The following is a 22,821-nucleotide window of genomic DNA, read 5'->3' as shown; positions in this document are numbered from 1 at the left end:
AACACCATCCGGCCGGGCCAGGCATATAGTATAGGCATAATGCCACCCGGAGGAGTGAACGGCATGAAACGCCTGAGTATGCAAAGGAAACACAGCAAGCGGCTCGGAAAGAAAGGCTATTGGTCAGGATATAAAAGGGGCCAGGAGCAGGGCAACAAGTTGGGCCAGGCTTCGTTCGGCAAGGTTTTTGAAGGTGTCAGTATTATCATTCCGTCCTGCAATCAGCTTCAGCAGCTCCGCGCATGCATTCACCGTATTGAGGAGAATACGAGCCATCCTCATGAAATTATTGTGGTGGACTGCGGATCGACGGACGGGACATCCACCTATTTGCTCCGTAAAAGCATCGCTGTGCGTTATGCGCTGTTAAAAAAGGATGTTCAAATGATAGGTAGCCTGAATCAGGGGCTGATGATGGCAAAAGGTACAACTATTGCGGTATTGGATCAAAACTGCATGGTGACCCCCGGCTGGTTGGATCGGTTATTAGGGTGTTTATACAGCGATCCGCGTATTGGTGTTGTCGGGCCTGTAACGAATGGTCCATTCAAAGAACAGCAGATTGAGGTTCCTTATATGAACGAAAATGGAGCCCGTCCATTTGCCATGAGCTTCAATATTCCCAATCCGGATGCATGGCGAGAGGCCGAAAGCTTAGCCGGATTTTGTTTATTGCTGCGCAGAGAGACATTGGAAAAAACGGGCTACTGGGACGAAGGCTGCCACAGTACTGAGGAAGCCCATGCAGATTGGCTATTGCGTGTGCGTTTGTTGGGGATACGTATGGCAATTGCCGGAGATGCTTTTATCCATTATGAAGAAAGAGATCGGGATACGGTGTATGGTTTTCCTCAAACGACCGAAAAAAGCGGTTCAATGGAGGAAAGCAGCCGGAACCGATCCTTTTTTGTACAAAAGTGGGGAGACGCGGATAAGCTGTTCCGCAATCTGGAATTCAGTACAGCGGAGACGGACGGCCAGATATCAACAGGTAAGGAAACACACGTATCAGCGGCAAGCTTTTATCCCATCGGAGCGGTTGTTCAGGGACCGTCCGGTGCAGTATTTCGGTTAGAACCGGGAAGAAGGCGGTATCTGCATGGAGTCAGTGCTGCGGGAGGTGAAAATGTGTGCCCTGTTAGAGTGTCTCAGCTGGATTTGTTGGTGCTTCCCTTGGTAGGGAAGCCGGAGGCTACAGTTTCCGGCAACATTGATGCACCTACAGCTGAGCTGCCAGAGGAACCCATTCCTGTACTGGCGGCTCCCGATCTGGAGAACATGTCCATGCTGCCCACACTGAATATACCGGCTCAACGCAAGCGATGGATCGAGGTATTGTATGCTGAGGGCGGGCAACTGTATCAAATCGGTAACGGCTGGAAAAGGCCGTTCCTTACCCTGTACGCTGCGATGAGCTGGCGGGCAGAGGACTACCGAATTCAGTTTTTGTCTCCCGGAGATTTGTCGGCTTTGGTGGAGAAGCAGCCTATTATTGCTCCACCGGTGCTGCACGGGCATCTGTAATGATCTGAATAGGCGCTTTTAGGCGGAACCGACTACTCGCTGCGGCATACGCTGTAGTAGCGGAAAGCCCGTAGGTAATTCGTGCGTTCCGCACGGCGGAGCACATAAAGGAGGGGCTTATGCATAACGAGTTAGATGATTTGCTGATCCACATTTCGCACTCGCAGCAGCAGATGTCAAGGTTGTTGGATGCGGAACGGCAGGTGGTTGTGCGCATGGCGCAGATCATACATGAACTGCCAGATGAGGAGCCGCGTTTTGACGGAATTCCGGGCATTCTCGACAGCTCGGGACAAGTAAACAAAAGCATTGTGGCCTACTTGAACGGTATTGCCGATCTTCAGGAAGCAATGGCTGAAATGCTCGTTCGTGTCGTGAAAGAGACGGCATACCCGGAAGAGGAGTAACGTACCAACCGAGGGCAGGGAGTGAACACATGAGTAGGGAACAAGCAATGATTCACATGCTGGACGCAGCCTCCAAAATGCAGCGGAATGTGTCTATGATCCTGGAGGCCAAGGCGGTCGAAGCAGAAAAAGTGCGTAATTGGGCGTTGAACCATCTGGCCCCCCACGCATTTGACACCGATGAAGAGCAGTTGGGACGGCCTTTGGAAATTCACGAGCAGATGGTGGAAATGCTGGAGGGATTAACGCGGCTTCAGACTGGACTTTGCAGCAATCTCAAAGCATTGCTGGATCAGGATGAGCAGCAGGGTGGCGGCATGGAAGGGATGATGGGAGGAATGGGCTCGGGGGATATGAACTAATGAGCATGAGGCGTGAACGTGAGATCAAGCTGGATATGATGGAGTCTATTGCTGCCAGCCAGCACGCCGTTGCTCGGATGCTGACCAGTCTTGCGGACTTGACGCCCCATGCGGATATGTCGGCTACCCGTCTGGAAGAAACCATTCGTATACTCAGCAACTACCAGGGCGAAATCACGCAAATGTTGGCGGGTATTCCATTAAGACGGCAGGTATATGGAAAACCGACTAAGCCGTGGCTCCATGTGCCTGTTCAGAAAAATGAAACCAACACGAGAAAGCAAAGGAGGAATGGAAATGAGTACAAGGTGGGAACGCGCCACTCGGGACAAAGCCCGCAAAAGACGTAAAGATGCCCGGCGTTCCAGCATTCGCAGATTAAAACGAAGAAGAAGACGTCTCCTTGCTCTAAGACGCCGTAAAAGGGGACTTTATTCTGCACGTAGAAGACATCCTCATTTGCGGCGGCGGAAAAAACCTCAAGCTAACCCGGTGGCAGCCCCTTCTGCGGAGAATCCACAGCCCGGGACTGTTGCATTGGAGCATGATCCGCAGGCATTTCAGCAGGGATATGATGCAGCTTACAACGAGGGTTTCAATTCAGGTTTTGCCAAAGGTTATGAAGATGGACACCAGCTCGCTTACAAAGCTCAGTAAACTGGGCAAATCATTCTATTACTGTTCACCCCCGAAGCTAACAGCTTTGGGGTTATTTGCGGTTCGGCAGTTGGACGGGCAAACGCCAATTTTGTCCGGGCAGTGGCAGTCGTCCATGATGCGTTTGACCCCTCCGCATATAGTTTAGGAGTGACAGAAGTTTATCCTACAACAGGACAGGGTGAAGGATGTGAACGATCAACAAAGCGGAAATGAACGCGAAGCGTACCGATGCGGCTATCGGGAAGGACGCAGAATGGGCGGTTGCACGGCTGCTCTGTCACAGGTCGTGGCAATACAGCCTGCTGTTCGTCATTTGAAAGTGTTGTATATTCCGCAAGGTTTCGCAGCTATAGACACAGGTGTGCAAGAGGCATTAGGCCAAATATGCAGCTCATGCGCCATCGGTACACCTGCTACGATGCTAGCTGACGCCGAGGCTCAACGTCCAGACCTTGTGCTGGTCATGAACGGGCTGCATGTTTTTCCGGCGGATCATCTGGAGCAGGTGCAGCAAATACGAGCCCTAGGCATTCGGACGGCCATATGGTTTGTAGATGATCCTTACTTTACGGAGGATACGGCGTTGATCTGTCAATCCTACGATGTCGTATTTACGCACGAAATTTCTTGCCTGCCGTTTTATCGCGATCAGGGAGTAACGAGGGTTCACTATTTGCCGCTGGCTGCGTCAGCTCGTATCTTTTATCCCCGAAGGGTAGAGCGGGAGCATCAGCATGATATTTGCTTCATTGGAAATGCCTTCTGGAACCGTGTGAAGCTGTTCGACCACCTTGCTCCCTTCTTGGCGGACAAAAGAGTGCTGATCGTAGGTGGACACTGGGATCGGCTGACCCGGCGGGATGTGCTGGAACGCTTTATCCGTCCGGGTTTTATGGAGCCGGAAGAGACCGCTCAATATTATAACGGCTCCAAAATTGTCATCAATATGCACCGCCCGACAGACCCCGGACTGGATAATCGGAATACACACCAGCTTTCAGCGGAGTCCATCAATCCTCGGACATACGAAATTTCTGCTTGCGGCACGCTTCAAATGACGGATGTTCGGAAGGATTTGAGCCGTTATTACCGACCAGGCTATGACATTGAAACCTTCTCTGGAGCAGAGGAATTGAAAGTGAAGCTGGACTACTATCTCAAGCATGACTGGGAACGCGAACGCATGGCCTGGCGCGCATTGTACACGACTATGCAAAAGCATATGTACTCCAATCGCATGGAAGAACTGCTGGACAAGGCGATGGCCTAAAGTAAACACCATAAACAGTGAGGAGTGAAAGTGATGACGATATCTACGACAGGACCGTATGACCCGGCTGTTCACCAGACGGCGGCAGCCTCCTGGGAAAGGGGGAGAATTGCGGGAGTGCATGACGGATACGACGAAGGATATCTGCGCGGACGTGCTAACGCAATTGTTGCACGGATGAAAGCAGTTTTCCCTTTTCGACAAGTCCATGTACTGTATGTCGTCTCTGGCAAAGGCCTTCCGTATTCTCCGCTGGATGAGGCGGTCATTACCACGTTGCAAAGCATGACGGCTCAGGTTACCGTAACAGACCCACGTCAGCCGGTAGGAGATATTGCCGCTCAGCTCCGTCCGAATCTGATGCTGGCACTGGATGGAATGGATCTTCCGTTGGAGCAGGTTACTGCGGTACGCCAGTTGGGCATCCCCACCGCCATCTGGCTAACGGACGATCCATATTACACCGATACGACGACCAAAATTGTTACGAATTATGATTATGTGTTCACGTTAGAAATGAACTGCATGGAGCTGTACCGTCAGTTGGGTTGCACGTCTGTGCACTATTTGCCCTTTGGAGCATTTCTGACTCACTATTTCCCACTCAGCTCGCCCGCTTCGGTACGACGTGAGATTGGGTTTACAGGCTCAGCCTACTGGAACCGCATCTATTTCTTCAATCCGATTATGCCGCAGCTCATGGCTCGTAACATTAAAATCAACGGAATCTGGTGGGATCGTCTCCCGGATTATCAGTCGTATGGTGACAAAATTGAGCTGGGTCGCTGGATGTCTCCGGTCGAAACCAATGATTCGTATAACGGCAGCAAAATCGTAATTAATCTTCATCGTTCCCATCAGGATGATTCGGTGAACAACAACTCACTGAAAATTCCGGGGGCTTCGCCCAATCCGCGCACGTTTGAAATTTCTGCCAGTGGCACGTTGCAACTGACAGATACAAGAGATGATCTGGCTCGTTTTTATAAGCCGGGGGAAGAGATAGAGACCTACAGCTCTCAGCAGGAATTGCTGGAGAAGGTTGAGTTTTATTTGACGCATGAAAAAGAGCGCCATGAAATTGCCCTACGTGCTCTGGAACGAACCCTGCGGGAGCACACGTATGGTCACCGGATTGACCAACTGTTGTCGGTCATATTTCCATAAGGTGATTCACACGTCCGATGGTTGCTATTTTAAAGGAGGTGAACTCCGATCAAGCCGAAAATGATGCTATTCAGCCATGTTAGCAACGTCCGCAGTATTACGGGGGCAGAGAAGCTGCTATTGCAATTTTGTCTAGACATGCGTACGTACTTCGATTGTATTCTCGTAACGCCTGGTGAAGGGCGGCTGACCTCAATGGCCCGCAAGCGCGGAATCACCGTTCTGACACAGAACCTGTTCATGCTGCATGGCATGTATACCCCATATGAGGGATTGGCGCAGGATGCGGAGAATTTGCGGACCCATGTGGCGTATGCACCGTTGTTCCAGATGCTTCGGCATGCTCGACCTGATGTGGTGCTGGTCAATACCTGTGTGAACGTCATGCCTGCAATGGCTGCCCAAGAGCTTAATATTCCGGTGATCTGGAAAATAACCGAGGTCATTAACCAGAATGCGTATACGCCAGTTTCTGTTTCTATCATTGAGCGCTATAGCCAATGGGTCATCGGCATTTCGCAAGCAGTAATGCGTCCTTTGCATGGTGGGGGACTGACACGTCCGCATACGGTGTTGTCTCCCTGCCGGGATATGGATATGCCATCTCCCAAAGAGCATGTGCTGGAACGGAAAAGGAAACGTGAAAAACTGGGGCTGCGGGATTTCCATATTTGCATTGGTTATATTTCTTCCTTTATTTACGAAGCCAAAGGGCTGTTGCCTTTTGTCCAAATGGCTCTAAAGCTGTGCGAAACCAATTCACGGTGTCGTTTCTGGATCATCGGCAGCTCAGTGGACTCGGAATATTACGTAAAATGTGTCTCTTTAATCCGCCAATCTCGTTATAGCCGCCGTTTCCAGTTCAATTCATTCGAGGAATCCGTATCAACGGCCTATAGCGCAATGGATATTGTTGTAATCCCAAGTATGGTGGAGGAAGGCTTTGGCCTGACTGCCCTGGAAGGGCTGGTATACGGTAAGCCCGTGGTAGCCTTTGCGCAGGGTGGACTTGTGGAGTTGATGGAGGCGACCGGAAATACAGATTTTTTGGTAGAGCCGGGCAACAGCGACATGCTGGCGCAAAAAGTGGGCTATCTGCTCGATCATCCCGAGGAAGTGGAACGGATTGGTGTGCGTAACAACAGTGCGGCTACACGTGTATACGGACCTGATTCCTACCGAGGTAGTTTACACCTCATGGTCAGTCAATGGGTATGTCATCATCCGCATTGGTTCCCGTTGATTCAGCAGCCGGGTGGACCTGTATGGACGAGGGAAGGCGAAGGGTTGCGTCAGGTCACCGCTCTACCGGAGGGATATACCAGCACGATTCGAGAATTTCCCGAATCGGTAGTGTGTCAACTGCCTGTGCTGGGTCTGCCGCCAATCGAATATGCAGCTATTCAAGGCTTGCCACAACCAGTATCCCCTTTACCTGACTCACCACCCGAATTGCCCCGCGGCAAGCGTAGTATTCGGGCGAGATGGCCAAAGGGCCGCAAGCGTACCCGACTGCAGAATCGCAGGTATAAGAGAAGCGGCGGCAAGAGTCGCCTCAAGAAAATTCACGGGTCCCCGTTGTCGAAGGGACTTTATCCGAAAACCAAGTCCAGACAGAAACTCAAGCGGAAATTCAAGCACCGGTCACGGCGACACAACACGCACAAGCAGAAGCGAGTCACGCTCAAGGCTGGACAGCATACAAAACGACGGTCCGGGTGAACCTACGCCGGACCGTTGAGATGAACGTTAAGCTGGAGCACAGCCAGTCTGCTGGATGGCTATCCTTCATTGAACGCTACAATTCAATGAAACAACGACAGCAAAGGTGGGTTCCAAAACCATGAAAATATTGACCGTGCTCGGCACAAGACCGGAGATTATACGGCTCAGCCTGATCATTCCGAAGCTGGACCGCCATGCAGATGAACATGTGCTTGTGCATACGGGCCAAAATTACACCGAAAGCCTGAGCGGGCAGTTCTTTCGCGAGCTGGGACTGCGTGCCCCGGATTATGTACTTCAGGAGAAAGCGGGGACACTGGGCAAACAGTTGTCCGCCATGTACTCGCAGATGGAGGATATTTTAAACAAGGAACGCCCCGATCATGTGCTATTGCTCGGTGATACGAACAGCGCTTTATGTGCCTTACTTGCGGAACGTATGGGTTATCCGGTCGTGCATATGGAGGCGGGGAACCGCTGCTATGATCTGGATGTGCCGGAGGAGAAGAACCGACGTGTCATTGATGCGATATCTACCATTAATATGCCTTATACGGAGCAAAGCAAGCAGCACCTACTACGCGAAGGCTTCCCAAGCCAACGAATTATACTGACTGGAAATCCGATCTACGAAGTGATGCAGCACTATAAGAAAGAGATATCGAGCAGTGGAATTTTGAAAAAGTTGGGACTGTCGCCGGGAGAATATTTCCTGGTCACTGCCCACAGAGCTGAAAATGTGGACCATCCACCGCATTTGCTGGCTATTTTAGATGGTCTTAACCGGGTAGCCCAGCAGTTCGGGCAGCGGGTCATTTGCAGTATTCATCCCCGCACTGCCGCCCGAATCGCAAGCCACCCGCCGATCCAGCTTGATCCGCTAGTGGAATTTCACGAACCGTTCGGTTTTTTTGACTTCGTTCTGCTGGAGCGGCATGCCCGCTGCGCTTTGACGGACAGTGGTACCGTACAGGAAGAATGCTGTGTCATGGGGGTGCCGACGGTTACGATGCGCCGGACGACCGAACGGCCGGAAACGGTAGATTGCGGCAGCAATATCGTGTCTGGTCTTGATGGCGAGGTTATAGCAAACGCAGTAGCCATAATGACCGGGATGACCCATAAGTGGCAATGTCCCGCGGGCTATCTGGCGGAAGATGTGTCGGATAAGGTAGTTAAATTTCTGCTTGGAGGGAAACGGCATGTTTGAAAACCAACGTATCTTGGTTACCGGCGGTACCGGCTCCTGGGGGCATGAGCTGGTTACCCAGTTACTGCCGCGTAACCCCAAAGAGGTCATTATCTTTTCACGCGGAGAATCCAGCCAGGTTGCAATGAATAGGCAGTTTGAGGATGAACGGCTCAGCTTCTGTATTGGCGATATTCGGGATAAGGATGCGCTGACTACCGCTTGTCAAGGAGTGGACTATGTATTTCATTTGGCAGCGCTCAAACACGTTCCCGTCTGTGAAGATCAGCCCTACGAGGCACTCAAAACCAATGTCGTAGGCACCCAAAACGTGATCGAGGCCGCTGTGGCCAATCAGGTAAAGAAAGTCATTTATATATCGACTGACAAGGCAGCGAATCCGTCCAATTTTTACGGCATGACGAAGGCGATTGGAGAAAAACTGATGGTTTACGCCAATCTGCTGAATAGCGATACACGTTTCGTGACGGTGCGCGGCGGTAATGTTTTGGGCACCAACGGAAGCGTGGTGCATCTGTTCCAAAGCCAGATTCGCCAAAAAGGCAAGGTTTCGATCACAGATATGAACATGACCCGCTTCTTCCTGACCTTGCGTGATGCGATCAGTCTCCTGTTCAAAGCCTCGGTGGAAAGTGTCGGCGGGGAAATTTTTATCATGACCATGCCAACCTGCCGTATTGTGGACTTGGCTGAGGTGCTCATTGAGGATTCAGGTGTGGAAAACGTAGAAATTGTAGAAAAAGGTGTGCGTCCCGGCGAGAAAATTCATGAGATTTTGATGAGTGACTTTGAAAGCCTGACGACGGTAGTCTATGACGAGCAATATTTGGTCATTCTCCCAACGCTGAATATTCCTCAATTAAAGGACCGCTATAATCAGTGCCCTCCCGTGTCATTCAGCAGCTTTAGTTCGGAGTTTAATTTGATGTCGAAAGAGGAGATTCGCAGCATTCTCCAAAGCGGGGGGTTCATCAAATGAAGCTGCTTATTTTGGGTGGTAACGGCATGGCGGGCCATGTTCTGGTTAAGTATTTCCAAAACCAGAGCGGGTATAACGTGTTCTACACCACCCGTGATCCCGAAAATAAAGGCGGTCTGCTGCTGGATGTAAAGGACAGCTTTATGGTGGAGCAACTGGTACGGAGTGTACGGCCAGACGTTATGATTAACGCGGTAGGCGTACTGAATCAGCATGCCGGGGAGGATCAGATTGCAGCATACCAAATCAATGGCTTGCTGCCACATCTTCTCCGGCGGATAGCGGACAGTATTGGTGCCCGATTGATTCATATCAGCACGGATTGCGTATTCGAAGGAAATCGGGTACCTGGTTTATATAAGGAGACGGATCAACCCGATGGGACAAGTGCCTATGCTTTGACGAAAATACTCGGAGAAGTAAAGGCCGCAGGGCATCTGACTATCCGTACCTCCATTATCGGGCCGGAAATTCGGCCGGGAGGCATTGGTCTGCTGCACTGGTTCTTGCAGCAGAGCGGAGACGTTAACGGGTATCGCCGAGTCTTTTGGAACGGGGTTACGACGTTGGAATTAGCGAAGGCGATACAGGTGCAGATGAATGAGCCGCTGGACGGACTCATTCATCTGGTTCACCCTGAACCGATCAGCAAGCATGATTTGCTGCTGCTGTTCAAAGACATCTGGAAAAGGGAGGATATTCGGATCGTGCCGAAAGATGAGCCGGTGCAGGACCGGACGCTTCGTTCTACCCGGGCCGATCTGCTCTACGATGTTCCTCACTACAGCATCATGCTGAAGGAGCTGCTGGAATGGACGGAAGCACAGCGGAACAACGTCGGCCTGTCATAGTCATTACCGGAGCGGCGGGCTATACCGGGATGCATGCTTGCCGCCATTTTGCAAAGCTCGGTTGGGAGGTAGCGGCGCTGACTCGCACTGCCGCTTCCGTCCCAGAACTGATCTTACTGGCTCACGATGATGAAAATAACAGCCCAGAGGCGGAGACCCGTAGCTGTATTACGCCTTATGTGTGTGACTTGCTCGACAAGAAACGTCTAGGCGAAGTCATTAGACAGATTGCTCCAGATTATGTGCTTCACCTAGGTGGTAAAAATTCCGTCCCTGAATCTTGGCAAAGCCCCCTGCTATACATGGAATCCAATGTACTGTCCACTCTGTATCTGCTCGATGTACTGCGACCTTTCCCCAAAGCCAGAATTGTTGTGGCGGGTTCTCGGCTAAAGACGGCTTTGCAAGCACCGTATCATCCAACGCATCCATACAGCCTTAGCAAAAGCCTTCAAGAGGCAGTCGCGCTCTCGTGGGGCGCGCTGTTCGAACAATCCGTCATGCTGGCAGAGCCTTGCAACTTGATCGGTCCGGGTCCATCTACCGGATTTTGTGCATTACTCGCGGGGTATATCGTTCAGACGGAACGTCTGGAGGGGCAGTCCGTAACTGAAACAGCCCCGTTCCGGGTATCTTCCCGACATGCGCAACGTGATTTCCTCGACGTTCGTGATGCCGTTCGCGCATACGGTGTGCTATTGGAACAGGGTGTGCCAGGCCGAGTTTACTCGGTCTGCACAGGCCGCATTGTGGAACTGGGCAATATCGTAGAACGTATGGTTGGGCTGGCCAAAACATCTATTCCCATACAATGGGGGGATGTGGCAGAGTCAGCATCCACCGAGGCATACCGTGCGAAAGAGCTGGAGGACATGGGCTGGAAGCCGACCATACAGCTGGGGCAATCGCTGGAGGATATGATTCAATACCGCCGAGCTGGAAAGGAAGGAACGATATGAGACCGAAAGTAACGATCGTCATTCCCTTTTATAACTGTGCATATGTGGATCAGGCTTTGCAAAGTGCACTAGAGCAAACTTATGGCCCCCTCGAGATTATTGTCGTCGATGACGGGTCCACGGAACATGTTGATATGCTTCAGCCCTATCGTCCATATATACATTATTTAGGAAAATCCAACGGTGGAACAGCCAGCGCCCTGAATCATGGTATCCGACATGCCAGCGGGGAGTATATTGCGTGGCTCAGCTCCGACGATACCTATCATAGGGACAAAATTAATAATCAGGTTTCTTTTATGGTGGAAAACGGTGCGTACATCTCCCATACCAATTTCAATTTCATCAATCAATACAGCCAAGTCACAAGCTACCAGGCAGCCGCCGTGTTTCCTTCTATGACGGAGTTTTACCGTTTTTTTCAGCAAGGAAATCCGGTCAATGGATGCACGGTTATGTTTAAAAAGGAGCTGTTTGCACATATCGGTTTGTTTGATGAACTGCTGCCGTACACACATGATCTGGATATGTGGTACCGAGTGATGCTGGCGGGATATCCATTTCCTTTTCTGAACGAGTCATTGGTTAACTACCGCTGGCATGATGAAATGGGAACCAAAAAACATTGGCCCGCTGTGGAGCGGGAGTACAACATAACCCAAGCACGTTATCGAGATCGCTTCAGTCAGGTGTTGAGTGGTTTATCCTCATGAAGCCGAAAGTCTGTCAGGGGGGATTGATATGGTAGATACGGGGATTGTTATGCCACTGTACAAACAGGATATCGGCTATCTGCAAGCCGCGATCTCATCCGTACTAGCCCAGAGCTACAGGGCATTTCGCTTCATCATTGTTATTGACGGAGCGCCGGAAATGGTGGGACCAGCGCTCCACGCAGCAATGGGAGACCCGCGCGTTCAGTTGGTTACGCTCCCTCAGAACAAAGGAGTATCCCATGCCCTTAACTGGGGATTCGATGAGTTGTTTAAAGATCCAGCGATCAAGTATGTGACCTGGGTATCCAGCGACAATGTTTATAATTCTTCCTTTATTGAACGATTGCGGCAGGAGCTGGAGCAGGGGCCGGACTCACTCGGCCTTGTGTTCTCTACCTTCCGCCAGGTTGATGCATATGGGAACCCGTTGTATGACGAGCAGCATCAACAAGCTTTGATCCGGTACCAAGGCCAGCCGCATCATGAACTGCTGAATGCCAGCATTGTCGGGGTTTCATTTATGTACAAAAGCAAATATGCCCGCCAGATTGGCGGCTATCGGCTGCAACCAGTTGAGGATTATGATTACTGGCTGCGGCTGACCGAGACGTGCAGCATGAAATTCATCCCGGAGATCCTGATGGATTACCGGGTGAATTCCACATTTAGTGTATCGGCTGGTTTGCACAGCCAGAAGGAGCACCGACGCTGGCGGCGCGCATTCCAAATCGCCAAGTATGAGGCAAGAGCACGCCGGGGCATCCCACTTGAAATGACCATTTTAATGCCTGTCACGGATATGGCTCAAGCTGAATCATTGCTGGATAATCTGCTGGAGCAGCACTACAGCAATTGCGTGGTACGGTTGCTGGATTTAACGCCAGAACAGGGAGCCAGCGCTTTCCTGTCGATGATGCTCGATCCTCGGTTAACCGTAACGCCACGTCAGCATTATTCGGTCCAAGAGGCACTGGTTCAGGCTATTGGTGAAACAACGACCCGCTTTGTAGTATGCTTCGGTGTCAAACCATATATTGCTGTGACGGATTTGCTGTATCTTACGGATTTGTTGCGCCCATTACAGGATACACATGCCTTTTCCTACTACACAGATGACCACTCAACCATCGGCAGCGGCCGAGGGGTTCAGTCTGTACCACCGGAATGGAATTACGTGTATTACACCCACAGATTGCATCAAGCACTGGAACAGGGCAGCTTTTAAATAACAGGAGACAGCGCCGGGATTGTGGTCAGCTCTGACTGAAGAACACGGTGTTCCTGTACAACATTACCAAACTGATCCAGTCCAAAGTTGGAGAGCACAACATTCGCTGGAGCAGCGGAGGCCACGTTGTATTGTACCTCATAGGCAAGAACCCCTTGTATAAAGAAGGTACGGCGGGCAATGGAGTTTGCAGGTAAGTTTACCGATGTCACATACAGTGGTGTCTTGGTATCCGGTACAAGCGAGAAAAAAATTTGGATGGTCACGGTTGCCGCATTCACCGTATCCTCGTTGACCAAATTTACAACGACATTGGAGCAGGCAGTACCAAAATCTCTAGTGTTGGTCATATATCCGGTTGTAAAAGCCAATCGAATCATCCTCTCAAAAAACAGAATATTGGAAAACCCCTGAAGGGATGCTTCTATACTATGAATCTATCGAAAAGAAAGCTTGTATGGTTGTCTGTAGGCTGTGCTGAAAAAAGTACATTTTAATAGAAATACTTCAGGCACGTCCATTTATATAATGAAGGGAATGCTCACGATGCCCTTTAATTTTCAGGTAACACCCAGCGGCTTGCCCAAATTTGAGCCCAGTGTCGCCGTTAATTTGTTGAATCCGAATATTGTTGTGGCTGTCGCTGTTGACTTTAGCAGCGGGCCCCCGTTGATTGGACTGTATCGTTCCTTGGACGCCGGGGCGAACTGGACTGATACTTTACTGCCAATTCCACCGGGATATACAGGAGCCGAGGCAGGAATGGTAGCCTATCTGTTCCCGAATATTTTCATCATATCCGCACATGTGTTTCCGGGAAATGAGAACGGGGCTGTCGTGATCTATCGCTCTACGGACGATGGAGCCACCTTTGATCCTCCAGTGGTCATTAATCCGGGCTATGGAGATTACATTAATAATGACTGGACCAATATCACGACGGATAACGCCGGGGCAAGTCCCTATCTGGGGCATGTCTATGTTACGTATAACCGTCAATATAATGTGGATTTTAATGCTCGTTCTGCGGCGTTCTACCAGCGTTCCACCGATGGAGGACTAACTTGGGATCGACCGTTATTGCTTTCGAATATCCAATCTTCTACAGAACGACCTGAACCTGCGGTTGACAAATATGGCAGTGTCTATGTCAGTTGGATTCGTACGGGGCCACAAACACCGGCTTTTTTTATTCGGAGATCCTTTGATGGAGGGGCAACTTTCAGCGGGGATATTCTCGTATCCAATATAACGCTGGTGCCCAATCCTTTGCCCGTCCCCGGTTATGACTTTCGGATATTGAATTTCCCCAGCTTGGCCGCAGACTGCTCGGGTGTGCCATCCACAACAAATACGCTATATGCCGTTTGGCAGGACTTTGGTCAGGGATACAGCAATATTTTGTTGTCCAAATCAAGCGATTTCGGCGGTACCTGGGGTGCTCCGATCATCGTGACGGACAGCCCGCCAGGCTCGCAAAATTTCTTTCCTGCGATTTCGGTGTCGCCTAAGACGGGTCTGGTCGTTGTCGTGTACTATACCAATCGCTTGGACGGCTTTAATCTGGATGTGTTCGCCGCCCAATCGTTAGATGGAGGCAACACCTTTACGAACAGTCGTCTCACGACGACCTCCTTTAATCCGAATGTCGGTGGAGGCGAATCAGAGCTGATCGGCGACTATATTGATGTCGCCATCGTACCGCCGAATAGTTACATTTCCGTCTGGACGGATACGCGTACAGGCAGCCTGACGATTTTTGCCGGTGTACCGGGAGGTGAAGCCTGATGCCGAACGTACAGCTCACGCCGAACGGAAGGCTGGCGCAGGAACCGAGTGTAGCTTTCAACCTGCTCGACGGTACCATTGTGTCTGCGGCGACTGATTTTACGACAGGGACGCCGTTGACGGCGGTATACCGTTCAGGTAACGGCGGTGTCTCTTTCACCCAGCAGATTTTACCGCTACCAGCCGGCTATGTAGGGGCGGAATCCCATAGCGTCAGCTACGGTTTTCCCAACTTGTTTGTCATAGCCTGTCATGTATTTACCTCGGATGGGTTGAGCGGTACCATCGCTACCTATGTATCCAGAGATAACGGTAATACATTTGATCCACCCGTGATTGCCCAGCGAGGGTATGGGACATTTGTCAACAATGTTGAGGTCAGCGTGAAATTTGATACTTCTCAGGTCAGCTCCTATACCGGAAACATCTATTTATGTTATACGCATCAATACAATCCTGACTTTTTTGGCGGAACAGTCATGTTTTTCCAGCGTTCGCAGGATGGAGGGATCACGTGGGATACACCCGTGGTGCTCACCGCTGGCTCCAATCAGATCACGCGGGGGGAAATCACCGTGAGTATTACTGGGGTGATTTATGTCGGGTACATTGTAACGAATCCGGTTAACCAATATCAGGTCATTGTGTCCTTCAATGGGGGGACAGCATTCAGTTCTTCGCTGCCTGTGTCTTCTGTTGTCCCGGTTCCGAGTCCGTTGCCCGTGGCCGGCTTTGGCTTCAATGTGCTGCCGATGGCCAGCATTGCGGTAGATCGCTCTACTAGCCCGAATCAGGGAACACTTTATGCGGTCTGGCAGGATAATCGGGCAGGATATGCGGATGTACTGCTCGCCCGGTCAGTGGATGGTGGATTAAGCTGGACTGCACCGCAATCGGTGACAGGAGCCAGTGCCGGGGCACAGCATTTTTTTCCGGCCATTGATGTTTCGCCTGTGACCGGCGTGATTAAGATCGTATATTATACCAATCAAATAACGACCTCTTTATTAGACGTATTTGTGGCCGAATCAACGAACGGAGGGAATACATTTACGAACCTCAGAATAACAGACAGCTCCTTTAATCCTAACGGGATTAGTCCGGTTCCCGTCGTTACGATCGGTAATTTTATTGATGTAACGATCGTGCCGAATAATGGATTTTTTGCGGTCTGGACAGATGCGTTATCGGGTTTCCAGCAAATTTACGGAAGTAACGGAATGTAGCTCAGCGTACGAGACAGAGGAGGTGAGCTGTTTTGAAAATTTTGTTGGCTACGTACTGGCCGATTCCTCATTTGGGTGGCGTATGGCCCTTTATGCTGCAAATTAAACGGAGACTGGAGCTACTGGGTCACACGGTAGACTTGATGGGGAACGGACCGGATACACCTAAATACCATATTGTTTTTGAAGATAGGGAGCTACTGAAGGATCAACTGCTGCCCCTGTTGCATACGAAGCTGAATGAATCGGCTGTCCCTGTATTACATCTGGATTCATGGGTGCAGACGGTGGAAAAGGATCGATACTGTATGGAACTGGCAGCGGCGTATTTCGGGGTTGAGCAGTATGATGTTATTCACACGCAAGATGTTATTGCGACGCGTGCTCTAAGTCGGGTCAAACGTAAGGACAGTGCATTGGTAGCGAATATTCATGGCTCGCTGGCTCGTGAAGTCATGATGGCTCTGGAGCGGGATCATGAGGAGGGTTACCGTGAGACGCTGATGTGGAAATATTATTGGGCGCTGGAGCACTATGGCGCTCTATCCGCGGATATTACCATTACGTCTACAGAATGGATGAAACAGACGCTCGTGCGTGAGTTCGAAGTGCCTGAGCAGCAGATTGCTACTTTCCAATACGGATTGGATACCGAGCACTTCTGGGAAGTCCACGCCCGGGGAACGGACGTCGTACGACCTGAGGGGAAAAAAGTTATAATTTGTCCTTCACGGCTGGTCTATATCAAAGGGCTGCATTATTTAATAAGCGCTCTTGGCCTACTGAAAGCAAGTCGTACGGATTGGGTTTGCTGGATTGTCGGGGAGGGAGATAAAAGGGAAGAGCTTCAAACACAGGCGAAGGAGCTAGGGCTGGAGGAAGACGTGGTTTTTCTGGGACATCGTGAAGATGTACCTGCTCTTTTACAACTGGCGGACCTTTTTGTTCATCCGAGCATACAGGACAATCAGCCGTTTTCGGTCATGGAGGCGCAGATTTTGGGGCTTCCGGCAGTGGTTTCGGATGCGGGTGGACTGCCGGAAATGGTGAAGCATGAACACACCGGACTGGTCTCCCCGGTTGGCGATGTGGAGGCACTGGCAGCTCATTTGCAGCATTTGCTGGCTCAGGATGAAGTGCGGATAGCTATGGGAAAACGTGCCAAAGCATGGGGGACCGCGCATTGGTCTCTGGATGTTATGATTGAGCGGCTCGTGAATATTTATGGGCAAGCGCTGAATCAAGTACGTTGAGTACGTTGATTCAACAGTTAGGAGGCAGAGCATGACTTTTCCTGTCGTTGGTGACTTGTACAACCGTATTTTTGAAATCCAGCAGTCGCACCCGGATATGAAGGTCGATTACGCAATATGGAACCGAATTAACACTTCGTTGCCGGAAGATTATAAGCTGCCAGACGCTGACATTTTGGAACGTCTGAGACAATCCGCACCATGAGGGCACAGACCATATAAAAAGGCAGGTCGGGCTTAAAACTCCCACCTGCCTTTAGTTTATTTCAGCTCATTGTCATCCAGTTTTCGTCAATCTTCATAAACGGAGCCTCGAATTATGAGCGGTCCCGTAACAACAGCACGGCGGTCAGCTGATTGTACGGTCAAGCAGTATACATAAGGCTCTGCCTGTTTTCCCGTTTCCTCATAGCTTAACTCAGCAAATCCCTCCTGATAACAGGAATCCTGCAACCAATCCAGCATAGGTCCCCGCTCATCATTGCGACGCAATCGAATGTCTAGCTCCCCGATATCCCAGTTGAGCAGCGGATTTTCCCATGCCAAAGAGACTTCAATGACAATATGTCCTTCAGATTCACTTGCAGGAATGATTAATGTAGAGAGCACGCTCTCCTGCTCGGTGACCTGAAAAGGCAGTGCATATGTGCCTGGCTCAGCTTTATTTTGAACTGAATATTTCAACATACCTTCTTCCTCCTCTGCCCGTTCATTAGGGCGTCACGGTAAAATGACTGGCTGTACGTTTAGCGACAACGTTCCCGTTTTCCAAAAATTCAGCCAGGATAAACAGCGTTTCCGGATTGTAAATACTCGTCACCACTCGCAGGTAAAAAGGATGTTGGGCGGTCTCCATATCCTTGAGTTCTAGCACGGAGTCAGCTTCAGGAGAAGGGCTCAATCGAAGGAGCTGCCGTCGGAAAACGCCACTGTCATTTCCCATTTCCAGCAACACATCGACGGCTCTCTTTTCGCGATTGAAAAAGGTCACATGGCAGCTTTCTATATGGGCGCTGTGGTAAGCGAGATGATGATCGACGGTTAAAAGAAACACGGACATATGATGATGCCTCCTTGAATTCCGTTAGGTTATCAGCCTTAATATGATATGAAAAATAACCGAGATTGGACTGGATAGTTGTACGCCTCTTTGACAAAAAGCGCATTGGTGTCCAACCCTTTTCGCCGTGCTGTGCATGTAATGTAGAGTGGAACATACTACGGCCTGAAGTCCCTTTTCGACTACAGAAGAAGGGCGCTGAGGGATGGGTCGTATTAAAAAAGGAGGCACGGCTATGAGACTCGCACAGCTGGCAGGGGAATATGAAGCGGTCTTCAGTCTGGGACAAAACTGTACACCTGCCATTCAATTGGAAAAGAACCGTTTGCGGCCGTTTGCCGGGGTACTGGATTGGATGATGTCTGACACGCTGTCCGATGTGAACCGCTTGCTAGAAAATCGGTTTGCCGGATTTATGGATTTGCCCAATTTAAGTGTCGTTGGTACGAGCCAACTGAATTATATGGTCAGAGATATCGCTTATAATGTGATCTCGGTGCATGATTTTCCACAGGAACGCAATACGTCCTCAGATCTGGTGACCTATCCCGAGTTCAGGGAAAAGATAGACCGTCGTATCGAACGTTTTTTTGCAAAAACACAGATGGCGAAGCGCAGCTTGTTCGTCCGTATGCTGGGAACCTATGAAGAAGTAGAGGAACTGGAACGTATTTTGTCAGGCATGGTAGCGAATGAATTTCGTTTGTTGGTGGTGAATTGTTCCGGTGTAACGGAGTTGACGGAGGTGGATTGGCAGCTTCCACATGTATGCGCGGTGGAAATGCCTTTTGCCGATGTATGGAATTACAAGAGTGATCCGCACTGGCGTACTCTTTTTAAAGGGATGACCTTGTCTTCGGAAAGGGGAGGGCGCCGTGCTTGAGCGGTTGCAGGGGGATTATGATGCTGCATTCAGTCTGGGTGGACATTGCTTGCCTTCCATTCAGCTGGATAAAAACGGACTGCGTCCCTATGCGGGTCCGCTGGACTGGATGATTTCCGGTAACTTGTCACAGGTCAGTCGCTTGCTGGACGCCCGTTTTGCCGGTTTTATGGATGTTGATAGTCTGCGTGTCACGGGGCACGATTACGGCGAGCATAATTTCATGGTCGAGGATGCAAACTATGGGATTACAGCGGCACACCATTTTCCGGTTAGCGAGAATACATCGGAGCAGCTGACTTCCTACCCTGCATTCAAAACGACGCTTGATCGCCGCATCGCACGTCTACTGGATCAATTCGCGCTTGCGTCTCGTCTGCTACTGGTTCGTCTCGGGGGGAGTCGGGAGCAAGCGGTGGAACTACATGATGTGTTATTGCAGAGGATTACACATGATTTTCGCTTGTTATACGTGGATTACACAGGGACTGATGGTGTGACGGAGCTGGATTGGGGATTGGAGCGGCTGGTTTCAGTGGAGCTGCCGCCTGAGGATATATGGAAGGGTCAAGATGAGATGTGGAGTTATATGCTGGAAAATGTCAGGCTGCATGTCTGAGGTGCTGAGATTCTAGAGACACACTATAGATTGTCTTCGGACTGTGCTTGTGCCTGCGCCAAGCTATAGGGAGTCGCATAACATGATGCGAAGGGAAGTCATATGCTTCGGTTCAAAAGGAGGGTGAGCTAGTGAAGGCTTTGGTCACCGGGGGAGCCGGATTTATTGGTTCTCAGCTGGTACGTGCGCTTGCTGATTCGGGCATCAGAGTGCATGTGCTGGATAATCTGACGACCGGGAATATCGCAAATGTGGACCCGCGCGCAGTCATGCATATTGCGGATATTCGCAGCTCTGAAGCTAGGACGCTGCTGATTCGGGAAAGCCCGGATATTGTGTTTCACTTGGCCGCACAGGCGGATGTACAGCAATCCATCCATCAACCCGATGAGGACGCGGATGTGAACGTGCTGGGGACGATTCATTTGTTGCAGGCTTGTCATGAAGCCGGTGTGTCAAAATTTATATTTGCGTCCACGTCCGGTGTATATGGAGAGCTACAAAAGCAATGTATACAGGAAGACGATCCCGTGGAGCCGATTTCAGGCTACGGACTGTCCAAGCTGACCGCAGAATCGTATATTCGACTTTTTTATCGGCTGTACGGGTTGAACTACACGATTTTGCGTTATGGAAATGTGTATGGTCCCGGTCAGGCTGCGAAGGGAGAGGGTGGTGTAGTCGCTCTCTTTATGGAGCGGCTGAAAAAAGGAAGCCCCTTGCTCATTCACGGTGATGGGACACAAACCCGCGACTTTGTGTACGTCAAGGATGTCGTTCGAGCGAATATGGCGGCTATTCATGCAGCGGATCAACGCACAGTACATGTAAGTACGGGACGAACGACGTCCATCAATCGACTGGCCTACGATTTACTAAAGCTGCATGGTTCGTCTGTCCGCCCTGTATATTCACCGGCGCGAGCGGGAGACATTCACCATAGCTGTCTTAGTAACGCAGTCGCCAGACATTGGCTTCGTTGGGAACCGCTATACGGCATTTCTGCCGGTTTACAGGAAACGTATGTGAGCAGTATGGGCTCAGGCAAAGAAGGTATGTCTTGATCAAAAGCGCGCGGATATCAAGAAAGAGACTGAGGAAATACTCAGCCTCTTTTTCATTTGAATAGCAATTAGATGTTCTCGCCAGCCAGCTTCAAGGCTTGATCCAGGACTGCTGCACCGTTTCCTCTACCATAAGCCAACGTGTCAATGACATCTACAGGAATGCTATAGGGAGCAGCAATTTCGGTTACTGCCTTTTTACGCATCCGTACTTGAGGTCCGAGCAAAATAGCAATCACAGAATCTGTAATGCCTTCCAGCTCTTCCTTAATGGTGCTTTCGGGGATGGCTTCGATGTTCAGCTCTATGGATCTTGCTGCTGCTTCTTTTTTCATTTTAGAAACCAAAATGGATGTGGACATACCCGCAGCACATGCCAGAATAATTTTTTTCATCGTTGAGCGCCTCCAGAAATTCATTTTTAACTACTTATACTCTTCACCCAGATCAGCAACAAACGAGCGTTCCTTGATAGCAGCTTGATACCAGTAGCCGGATTTCTTCAAATGCCGACTTCGATCATTGTCTAGGTTAATTTCCACCAGTCCGTAGCGATTTTTAAAAGCATTCATGGGAGAAACGTTGTCTGTAAAGGCCCACAGCATATAACCTGTACAGTTGGAGCCTGCTTCTACAGCTTGTAACGTGTAGTATAAATGCTCAGTTATAAAGTCAATACGATAGTCGTCCTGAACGATGTGCTCCTCATTTTTGAAGGCAACCTCATTCTCAATGCCCATACCATTTTCTGCGACAAACCACTCGATATTGTGATATTCGTTCTTGATACGCATTCCCATATCGTAAATGATTTTCGGATAAATCTCCCAGCCCCGTGACTTGTTCATTCTTTTACCCGGAAGATCAAAATGCTCATAGTAGTAAGAGGGGTGAAAGGGGGTGTTTTCATTCCACGTTTTACTCTGCGCTTTGACCCGGTGGGGATAATAGAGATTGATTCCGACGTAGTCAACGGTATTTTTCTTAATCACGGTCAGTTCTTCCGTTGTAGCTTCAAATGCAATATCATGCTTGCCCATGAGATCGAACAATTCTTGTGGGTATTCGCCTTTAATAAGCGGGTCCAGAAATACTCGATTGTAAAATAAATCATACACATGCGCCGCGTATTGGTCATGAGGGGCGCTTGATCGGGCATACGTGACTTCGGGATTCAGAATAACGCCTATTTTAGCCCCGTGCTGACTATAGTTATTTGCTTTGAAAAGCTGTACACACTTCGCGGTAGCCAGCGTTTTATTATAGTTCCATTGCATCCACTTCCGCGTATTTTGTTCATAGGGATAGCGGAGGGCATCTAGATAGACACGCGTTTGTACAACAATGGGCTCATTAAACGTAAACCAGTGCTTGACCCGATCGCCGTACCGTTCAAACACTTTTTCCGCATATTTTACAAACAGTTCCACTACATGCTTGGAGGACCAGCCCTCATATTTGTCCAGCAAATAAGCGGGTACCTCATAGTGTTCCAGACAAATCATCGGCTCGACTCCGCTTGCAATCAGCTCATCAATGACCCGGCCCATATAATCCGCATACGTTTCATCCACCACTACATTCTCATAATCCGTTAAGAAGCGGGACCAATTAATAGAAGTACGATAATGGGTTAAGCCAATCTGCTTCATCAGCGCAATATCTTCGGTATAGCGATTATAAAAGTCCGTTGCAACCGCGGGTCCATATCCATTGTGCCAGACATAGCGGTCATTTTTGTACCATTGGTCTAGGTATGAGTCCTGACCTTCCTTTTTACCGCTCCATCCCTCTGTCTGCCAAGCGGAAGCCGCTGCACCCATGATGAAATTCGACGGAATTTGTATCGTATGTTTAGCCATGACATGTT

The 22,821-nt window shown here is 50.0% G+C and carries 26 protein-coding genes; 21 read left to right on the top strand and 5 right to left on the bottom strand.

Annotated features, from left to right (window positions below):
* Positions 1-63 precede the first annotated feature (63 nt).
* The 14 genes from ACL9RM_RS14400 to ACL9RM_RS14335 all read left to right on the top strand — a co-directional run bounded on the left by ACL9RM_RS14400 (position 64) and on the right by ACL9RM_RS14335 (position 13,055).
* Entirely contained in the window at positions 64-1,524 is a 1,461-nt protein-coding gene (locus ACL9RM_RS14400) for a glycosyltransferase family 2 protein (protein ID WP_323873122.1), read from the top strand.
* Between the two features lie 119 nt (positions 1,525-1,643).
* Positions 1,644-1,931: a hypothetical protein gene (locus ACL9RM_RS14395; protein WP_013311765.1), complete on the top strand. Its 288-nt coding sequence runs from the start codon at positions 1,644-1,646 to the stop codon at positions 1,929-1,931.
* Positions 1,932-1,960: 29 nt separating this feature from the next.
* Positions 1,961-2,293 (top strand): hypothetical protein, encoded by a 333-nt coding sequence (locus ACL9RM_RS14390; RefSeq protein WP_029518277.1) that lies wholly within the window; start codon positions 1,961-1,963, stop codon positions 2,291-2,293.
* 5 nt (positions 2,294-2,298) lie between these two features.
* Positions 2,299-2,643, top strand: coding sequence for a hypothetical protein (locus ACL9RM_RS14385; protein ID WP_422759374.1), 345 nt, complete (start codon positions 2,299-2,301; stop codon positions 2,641-2,643).
* Entirely contained in the window at positions 2,591-2,950 is a 360-nt protein-coding gene (locus tag ACL9RM_RS14380) for a hypothetical protein (RefSeq protein ID WP_061830076.1), read from the top strand. Before ACL9RM_RS14385 ends, ACL9RM_RS14380 begins: the two co-directional genes overlap by 53 nt.
* Positions 2,951-3,131: 181 nt before the next feature.
* On the top strand, positions 3,132-4,223 hold the full coding sequence (locus ACL9RM_RS14375) for a CgeB family protein (protein ID WP_250266585.1): 1,092 nt from the start codon (positions 3,132-3,134) through the stop codon (positions 4,221-4,223).
* 33 nt (positions 4,224-4,256) lie between these two features.
* The gene (locus ACL9RM_RS14370) at positions 4,257-5,390 is read left to right on the top strand and encodes a CgeB family protein (RefSeq protein WP_235308461.1); all 1,134 of its coding nucleotides are present in this window, start codon (positions 4,257-4,259) and stop codon (positions 5,388-5,390) included.
* Between the two features lie 60 nt (positions 5,391-5,450).
* Positions 5,451-7,112: a glycosyltransferase gene (locus tag ACL9RM_RS14365; RefSeq protein ID WP_250266584.1), complete on the top strand. Its 1,662-nt coding sequence runs from the start codon at positions 5,451-5,453 to the stop codon at positions 7,110-7,112.
* Between the two features lie 121 nt (positions 7,113-7,233).
* Positions 7,234-8,325, top strand: coding sequence for a non-hydrolyzing UDP-N-acetylglucosamine 2-epimerase (wecB, locus tag ACL9RM_RS14360; RefSeq protein ID WP_165179119.1), 1,092 nt, complete (start codon positions 7,234-7,236; stop codon positions 8,323-8,325).
* Positions 8,318-9,304, top strand: coding sequence for a polysaccharide biosynthesis protein (locus ACL9RM_RS14355; RefSeq protein WP_235308463.1), 987 nt, complete (start codon positions 8,318-8,320; stop codon positions 9,302-9,304). The genes wecB and ACL9RM_RS14355 overlap by 8 nt, the downstream gene beginning before the upstream one ends.
* A complete protein-coding gene (locus tag ACL9RM_RS14350) occupies positions 9,301-10,155 on the top strand; it encodes a dTDP-4-dehydrorhamnose reductase family protein (protein ID WP_165179120.1) in 855 nt (284 codons plus the stop codon). The genes ACL9RM_RS14355 and ACL9RM_RS14350 overlap by 4 nt, the downstream gene beginning before the upstream one ends.
* Positions 10,116-11,114 carry an NAD-dependent epimerase/dehydratase family protein gene (locus tag ACL9RM_RS14345; protein ID WP_250266583.1) on the top strand — a complete coding sequence of 333 codons (999 nt, stop codon included), beginning with the start codon at positions 10,116-10,118 and terminating at the stop codon, positions 11,112-11,114. The genes ACL9RM_RS14350 and ACL9RM_RS14345 overlap by 40 nt, the downstream gene beginning before the upstream one ends.
* Entirely contained in the window at positions 11,111-11,827 is a 717-nt protein-coding gene (locus tag ACL9RM_RS14340; RefSeq protein WP_061830068.1) for a glycosyltransferase, read from the top strand. Before ACL9RM_RS14345 ends, ACL9RM_RS14340 begins: the two co-directional genes overlap by 4 nt.
* Before the next feature lie 28 nt (positions 11,828-11,855).
* Entirely contained in the window at positions 11,856-13,055 is a 1,200-nt protein-coding gene (locus ACL9RM_RS14335; protein WP_250260502.1) for a glycosyltransferase, read from the top strand.
* Here ACL9RM_RS14335 and ACL9RM_RS14330 read toward each other — a convergent pair.
* Positions 13,052-13,438, bottom strand: a complete 387-nt coding sequence (locus tag ACL9RM_RS14330) for a hypothetical protein (protein ID WP_231109445.1) — start codon at positions 13,436-13,438, stop codon at positions 13,052-13,054. The two genes, ACL9RM_RS14335 and ACL9RM_RS14330, sit on opposite strands and share 4 nt — an antisense overlap.
* Positions 13,439-13,532: 94 nt before the next feature.
* On the opposite strand from ACL9RM_RS14330, the gene ACL9RM_RS14325 reads away from it, so the two are divergent.
* From ACL9RM_RS14325 to ACL9RM_RS14310, 4 genes are read left to right on the top strand one after another with little or no spacing between them, the layout of a single operon-like run.
* Positions 13,533-14,846, top strand: a complete 1,314-nt coding sequence (locus ACL9RM_RS14325; protein ID WP_250266582.1) for a sialidase family protein — start codon at positions 13,533-13,535, stop codon at positions 14,844-14,846.
* Positions 14,846-16,072 (top strand): sialidase family protein, encoded by a 1,227-nt coding sequence (locus ACL9RM_RS14320; protein WP_250266581.1) that lies wholly within the window; start codon positions 14,846-14,848, stop codon positions 16,070-16,072. The genes ACL9RM_RS14325 and ACL9RM_RS14320 overlap by 1 nt, the downstream gene beginning before the upstream one ends.
* A gap of 32 nt (positions 16,073-16,104) precedes the next feature.
* Entirely contained in the window at positions 16,105-17,325 is a 1,221-nt protein-coding gene (locus ACL9RM_RS14315) for a glycosyltransferase family 4 protein (protein ID WP_069290293.1), read from the top strand.
* Positions 17,326-17,356: 31 nt separating this feature from the next.
* A complete protein-coding gene (locus tag ACL9RM_RS14310; RefSeq protein WP_172828270.1) occupies positions 17,357-17,530 on the top strand; it encodes a hypothetical protein in 174 nt (57 codons plus the stop codon).
* Between the two features lie 86 nt (positions 17,531-17,616).
* On the opposite strand, the gene ACL9RM_RS14305 is transcribed toward ACL9RM_RS14310, so the two are convergent.
* Entirely contained in the window at positions 17,617-18,012 is a 396-nt protein-coding gene (locus ACL9RM_RS14305) for a hypothetical protein (RefSeq protein WP_250260506.1), read from the bottom strand.
* 25 nt (positions 18,013-18,037) lie between these two features.
* Entirely contained in the window at positions 18,038-18,385 is a 348-nt protein-coding gene (locus tag ACL9RM_RS14300; RefSeq protein ID WP_069290291.1) for a hypothetical protein, read from the bottom strand.
* Positions 18,386-18,620: 235 nt separating this feature from the next.
* Here ACL9RM_RS14300 and ACL9RM_RS14295 point away from each other — a divergent pair, with 235 nt between their 5' ends.
* The 3 genes from ACL9RM_RS14295 to ACL9RM_RS14285 all read left to right on the top strand — a co-directional run bounded on the left by ACL9RM_RS14295 (position 18,621) and on the right by ACL9RM_RS14285 (position 20,951).
* Complete coding sequence (locus ACL9RM_RS14295; protein ID WP_134903945.1) at positions 18,621-19,268, top strand: DUF1796 family putative cysteine peptidase; 648 nt, start codon at positions 18,621-18,623, stop codon at positions 19,266-19,268.
* Positions 19,261-19,887, top strand: coding sequence for a DUF1796 family putative cysteine peptidase (locus tag ACL9RM_RS14290; protein ID WP_250266580.1), 627 nt, complete (start codon positions 19,261-19,263; stop codon positions 19,885-19,887). Before ACL9RM_RS14295 ends, ACL9RM_RS14290 begins: the two co-directional genes overlap by 8 nt.
* 131 nt (positions 19,888-20,018) lie before the next feature.
* Complete coding sequence (locus ACL9RM_RS14285; protein WP_069290289.1) at positions 20,019-20,951, top strand: NAD-dependent epimerase/dehydratase family protein; 933 nt, start codon at positions 20,019-20,021, stop codon at positions 20,949-20,951.
* Between the two features lie 68 nt (positions 20,952-21,019).
* On the opposite strand, the gene ACL9RM_RS14280 is transcribed toward ACL9RM_RS14285, so the two are convergent.
* Positions 21,020-21,346, bottom strand: a complete 327-nt coding sequence (locus ACL9RM_RS14280; protein ID WP_061830059.1) for a PTS sugar transporter subunit IIB — start codon at positions 21,344-21,346, stop codon at positions 21,020-21,022.
* A gap of 30 nt (positions 21,347-21,376) precedes the next feature.
* Positions 21,377-22,813 carry a glycoside hydrolase family 1 protein gene (locus ACL9RM_RS14275; protein ID WP_250266579.1) on the bottom strand — a complete coding sequence of 479 codons (1,437 nt, stop codon included), beginning with the start codon at positions 22,811-22,813 and terminating at the stop codon, positions 21,377-21,379.
* Positions 22,814-22,821 lie beyond the last annotated feature (8 nt).

Origin of the sequence: Paenibacillus sp. S29, assembly GCF_049319765.1 — a bacterium.
Taxonomy (GTDB): domain Bacteria; phylum Bacillota; class Bacilli; order Paenibacillales; family Paenibacillaceae; genus Paenibacillus; species Paenibacillus polymyxa_B.
Note: the sequence above shows the minus strand (reverse complement) of the source record. Positions and strands in the feature narration are given on the sequence as shown.